Annotated in this window: 3 protein-coding genes; 1 reads left to right on the forward strand and 2 read right to left on the reverse strand. The window is 60.8% G+C overall.

Features of this window, described 5'->3' with window-relative positions; translation table 11 throughout:
• Both VGG64_03575 and VGG64_03580 read right to left on the reverse strand, forming a co-directional pair.
• On the reverse strand, window positions 1-942 hold a 942-nt coding region (locus VGG64_03575; GenBank protein HEY1598653.1), incomplete at its 3' end, for a glycosyltransferase.
• Window positions 939-3,620: a glycosyltransferase gene (locus VGG64_03580; GenBank protein HEY1598654.1), complete on the reverse strand. Its 2,682-nt coding sequence runs from the start codon at window positions 3,618-3,620 to the stop codon at window positions 939-941. The genes VGG64_03580 and VGG64_03575, both read right to left, overlap by 4 nt.
• Window positions 3,621-4,475: 855 nt before the next feature.
• Here VGG64_03580 and VGG64_03585 point away from each other — a divergent pair.
• Window positions 4,476-5,553: hypothetical protein (locus VGG64_03585; protein ID HEY1598655.1), on the forward strand; the 1,078-nt coding region annotated here is incomplete at its 3' end.

Consider the following 5,553-nt stretch of genomic DNA (forward strand, 5'->3'; position numbering starts at 1 on the left):
GTACGTGTGATCGCGCATCGCGCGGCGGCGTGCCGCCGCGCCGATCGAACAAGCGCGTTCGCTGTCGGCCAGCAGCATTTCCAGCTGGGCCCCGAAATCTTGGGCATCGTCAAACAGCAAGATTTCTTCGCCGACTTCAAAATGGTCCATCACTTCCAGCGAATCCGTGAACAGCAGTTGGCAACTGCCCGCCATCGCGGCTTCGAATGTCCGTGAGCCCGGAGTCGAAGCATCAAGCTGATAACGATTATTCGCGGAGGACACATTGCGCCCCATGTTCAGTACGATGCGCGACGAGGCGTACAAGGCGGGAAGATCCTCGGGCTGCGTGTACTCGTTTTGACAGTAGGGAAACTCCGCGGTGTCCCAATCGGTGCCGCGAACCACGGTGTGGTGCGACCGCAACGTCGGCGCCAAATCACGCAGCAATTGCAACCGATTCGGGTAAGGCAATCCGCAAAAGAAAATGTCGCAGTTTCTGCCCTGCCAGGGCTGCACCGGTTCGTGGCCAAATCGCAAGGGATTGGCAGCCAGCGGCAAATGCCAGACCGCCGTGCGTGGATAGTGCATCGTTGCCCAGCGATCATTGCTGAAAATAAAATCCGCCAGGCCGACGATCTTGACGTAAGCGTCGAATTCGTAGGGATCATATTGCAGCCAGAAGGCTAGCCGGGCGTCTACCTGGTCGCAGGATTTGCGCATGGCGGCGTAGTCGCATCGATCGGGGAGAATCGAGCCGACCAGCAGGACTAGCTCGGGTCGATCACGCAGAATCTGTCGCGCCACCGATTCGTAACGGCAATTCGCCACGGCGGACTTTCCCAAAACCTCGGCAAAGCCCGCGGCGATGTCGTTGCGTCTGACTACGTCGTGCTTGTGCTCTTGAGGATTGGCGCCAGCCAGCAACAGCCGGAGGGGCGCATCGGCGCGAAGATGAGTCATGGCAGGCGGATCCCTTGTCGCAAAAAGAGCTCGCGGACGGCGCGCCGCATCGTGGCGCGCGCCCCGTGGTCGCGCAAATACCGACGTGCTCGCCGCATCAACGACGGCGGGCCAAGAGGCTGCAATTGTTCAAACGTCGGCCCTGGCCCCGCCTGGTGGTTCGGCAGGTGCCAGTCCGGGCTGAGATGAAAAGCGCGCCCTCCGCCGGCACAGCGCGGTTGGGGGGCTTCTCGAAAATAATCGGGCGCCCGCTCGTCGACCCGATATTGCTTTAGGAGCCGCCGATAGTGGCCCACAATCAGCTCGAGATGGTCGTCGAGAAGTCGGTACAGACCCTCGTGAATGTTGCGTCTAGCCGACGCCAACTGCCGCGGATCATCGAGCAGCTCGCGGAGCTTGTGTACCACGGCGCTGGGCTCGTCGACAGGGACCTTGAAGCCGTTGACGTTGTGCGTGACCCGTTCACCCAGGGCGCCCGTATCGGTCACGATCGGCACGACACCCGCTCGCCATGCCTCGGAGACCGTCAAGACGTAGGTCTCGGGCCAGATCGACAGCATCAAAGCGACGTCGCACGTTGCCAAATGCTTGCACGAGTCTTCGGGCTTGTAGCCGCCATGAATGTGTACGTGCGGCAAATTCAAGGTGCGCAGAATGTCGTCGTACGGCATGTCGATCCGTCCGAAGACGTGAAACTCGATCGCTTCACCGCGGGTGGCGGCAAAGATTCGGCACAGCGAGTCTCCTCCTTTGATCACCGACAGGTTGCCCGGCACGGCGACACGCAGAGGAGGAGCGAAATCTGATCTTGCCTGGGGCTTCGGCGCGTTGGAAATCGGCAGCCCTTCGACGACCATTTGACCGGGGCGTTGCGAGAGGGGCAACAACGCCAAGGTGTTTTCTTGCGCCGCGCGGCTGATGAAGATAATCAGGTCATGCGCGTCCATGGCCGCGGTAATGTATCCGCGGCGGCTGGCCTGGCTCCCCGGCCCAACGCGACGCTGCTCTTCCATTGCCGCGGCCGAAGCGTCGCGCGACAGGGCGCCGCCCCCATGATACCGGTGCATCATGGTTTCCTGCAGGCACAGGTCGCAGGCCTCGGCGGGCAATTCCGAGGCGCGGCAGAAGCGGCGCATCGGATTAATCAGGTTCAGATGCGTGCAACTGGCGTAGTAGTCTTCGACCGTTGTGATCGTGGGGACGCCCATCGTGCGCGCCACCATCGGCAACGACCAAGGATGGCCCAGCATGTGGTGAAAGTGGACCAGGTCGATGCGTTCATCGTGCAGCAGCTTGGCGAATGCTTGTTCACGCTCGACGTTCGTCAGTGTGGCCACGGTATGGGGTGTGGCGCAGCGAATATCGCGCGTCGTGCCTTTGCGGACGTCGAGCAAACGCAGCAGCCGCGACTCGGGAAAAGTGCGGTCCGGAAAATAGATCAGTGGTTCCATGTCCGCCGGCAGGCTGCGAGCGAGCAGGTCGACATAGACTTCCACACCGCCAAAATTGCCCAGACTGATATGGTTGTGACAAACGAACAACAGGCGGTTCGGGCGCCCTTTGGCGGGAATTGTTTTGGCAGGCGGAGGTTTGCGCGCGGCAACTTCGTCGACCGTCGTCAATAGCTTCGCTACGCGATGGGCGTAAAGGTGTTCGCGCCGCGTGCGTTGCTGCGCCGCACGCGCCATGGCCAGGCGTTCGTGCGGGTTCTGCAAATAGTGACGAACCTTCGCCACGCATTCGTCGAGGTTCGAGAAGCAGGCAATTTCTTCGGAGTCGCGATAGTATGACTTTGTCTCGGGCAGGCTGCCGTCGACGAGTTGAAATCCGCCGGCCAGCGCGGTCTCGAATAATCTGGGGCCGGGCGTCGCAGCCACGGCGGGATTTCCCCCCACCGCGAATTCGCGGTGCAACGTCAACACGATGCGGCTACGGTTGGCGAAGCGCGCGACTTCGCTATTGGCAGATCGCCACGAGTAGGCGCTGACGGGCAAATCGAGATCGACCGGCGGCAAAAACGAGTTTGTCGGCAGGGCGACTTTGAACTTCAAGCCCGGAAGTTCTTGCGATAGCTTGCGGATGAACTCGACCCGATTGGGCCAGGCAGTGCCGATGAAGAGGACGTCGTACAGGTAATGTCGCGATTCATCCGCGTCGTGAGGCACAGCCAGTTCGTGAAATCGCGGATTGGCGGCGAAGGGCAGGTGCTGGGCGCCATCTTTGTAGTGACTGACGCTGGCCGAGTCGTTCGTGAAGACGCAATCGAATAATTTCGCGCTGCGCAAATTGAGCTCACGGTCGTATGGGTCTTCGCTAACCCACAGCGCGCTCTTTCCGCACAGCACGGCTAACCTCTGGCAGAGGCCGCGATCCAAGCCCTCGCCATCGACGGCCACCAGCAGATTGCAGCTTTGTTTGAGCGCCGTGGCGACCGCATCGTGGTAGTCGGCATTGAAGACGGCTTCGACAGCGGGATGGTCGCGCAGCGCCTGTTCGATCGAGAGCGCAATATAGTAGTTGGGATTCGAGTCCTTGGTATTGAGCAGCAGGACGCGCCATGTACTCGATGATGATCCAGCGACGCCTGGCAGACGTTCGGGCGTCATGTGCGATTTTGAGTCCGTGCCGGCGGAGATGTGTGACCAGCCGTTATCGCCTGCATCGTGAGAGATGGTCATTCTTCGACGTCCAATGTCATGCGGCGGCAGCTGCAAGGATCTACGACGGCAAGCGCACCATCGCCCCGGCCCGGCGCCGAGAATCCTGCGGTATCCCAGCCTGCGGCGAATCCTGACGGGGGCATTCGGCAAAAATGGGTGCGGTTTTATAACAACGATGCAATGGTTGCCACAAGATCGCTCTGCGGACGTCGTCGATGCGATCGTGGAGGACGCATTGCTAGCAAGCGCCGCTCGGTTCGCAGCACCGCGATCCCCGCCCGCGCGGGCCGATGGCCTGCAAACGTCCAACACCTGTGCAGGAGGCGTGGACCACGGTGGCTGGGTGAAAACACCGAGCGATGTCGGAATCGAGTTTTGCAACATCCTACTTGGCGCAAGGCGTCTTGGACGATCGGCATCTGAGCTTGTTCGCTGTTTGGCGGGCGACATATATTGCAGCGTTGCTCACGCGAAACGTCGCGCGGCCGGCAATCGTGAGCAACGCCGGCGGCCTGGTGACGGAGGATTTGCAGGATGCAAGGATCTGCGTCGGCATCAAAACGTTCGAGGGTGCTGGCACATTGCCCCACGAAAGGCATCGACCTCGATGGAATTTCAAGTTGCGGCGCGCTGGCGCACCACTTTTGTCCGATCAATCAATGGCCTGGCATGCTGGACCGCCTAGCGGCGGGGACGACTGCGGTTCAGCCGGCGGCTTGCAGGCGATTCGCACGGAAAGCGAACGCGAGCAAACCTCCTGCCGTTGATGATTTACAGCTGGTTTACGCCGGTGTGGCTGTAGCAGAGTGCGCTACCGATTCTTCTACGATCACGTCCCGTTCTTTTTAACGCCGTCGTCTGGAGTATCGATCGATGTCTCGTTGCGTTGTCGTACTGGGGATGCATCGCAGCGGTACGTCCTGCGTGACGCGCATGCTGCACCATTTGGGAGTGTACCTGGGCGAGAACGTCGACGACGAACCGGCACCGACGAACCTGACAGGCCATTGGGAAGCGCGCGACGCGGTCGCTATCAACGATCGAATCCTTGCCCAGTCTGGTGGCGCCTGGGACAACGTGCCCGAGCGGCTGAGCTGGAATACGGAGTGCGAAACGGGGGTGCAGCAACTGCTATCGCAATTTGCCGCGCGCCCCGTGTATGGCTGGAAGGACCCGCGCACGACGATTACTTTTCCGGCCTGGAAGCCGCATCTGCCAGAGTATGCGATCCTGGCCTGCATCCGGCATCCGTTGGCCGTGGCAGAGAGTTTGGAAGTACGGGACGGATTTGATCTGGAACGCGGGCTGCGGTTGTGGACCGCTTATAATAGCCATCTTTTGCAGCATATTGCTCACGAGCGCGAGGTGCTGTGGTTTCCCTATGATGAGTCGCCGGAGGTGCGTCGCGCCCATTTGATCCGACTTTGCAATCGGCTGGAGAGACCGTTTAGGGAAGATTTGGTCGCGTTGTTCAATCCTTATCTCCGCCATTGCCAGGCCGGCGATCACCCGGCAGCGACAGAGGCGATCGCGCTGTACGACACGCTGCTGGGAATGTCGCGCGAAGCCTTGAGTGTTGATCCTCAAAACGTCGCGTCGGCGGGGTCTGACGCGACGCGCGTTCTTGCCGAGCAGGCGACGAAAGCGGCCATGGTCGCGGCTGCGGCGCGGGAACGCAACCTGGAAGAAGTACTGCGGAATTTCAGTGCTACGCAGCAGAAATATTGGCGTGTGATCTATGAGGCGCAGCGCGTCGCGGCGGAGAATGCCGAGCGTATCGCCGACGAGCGGCTGGCGCACGGTATCGAGTGGGCCACGATGGAGAGCCAGAGAATCACGGCGCTCGAGGCTCGCCTGGATTGGGAGACCGAACGCGTAACGGCCGAACATCAGCGCGTCGTGGCGCTCGAGGAGCGGTTAGCTCACGAAATCGAACGAGCGCGAATTGAGG

It is taken from the genome of Pirellulales bacterium, from assembly GCA_036490175.1.
Taxonomy (GTDB): Bacteria; Planctomycetota; Planctomycetia; order Pirellulales; family JACPPG01; genus JACPPG01.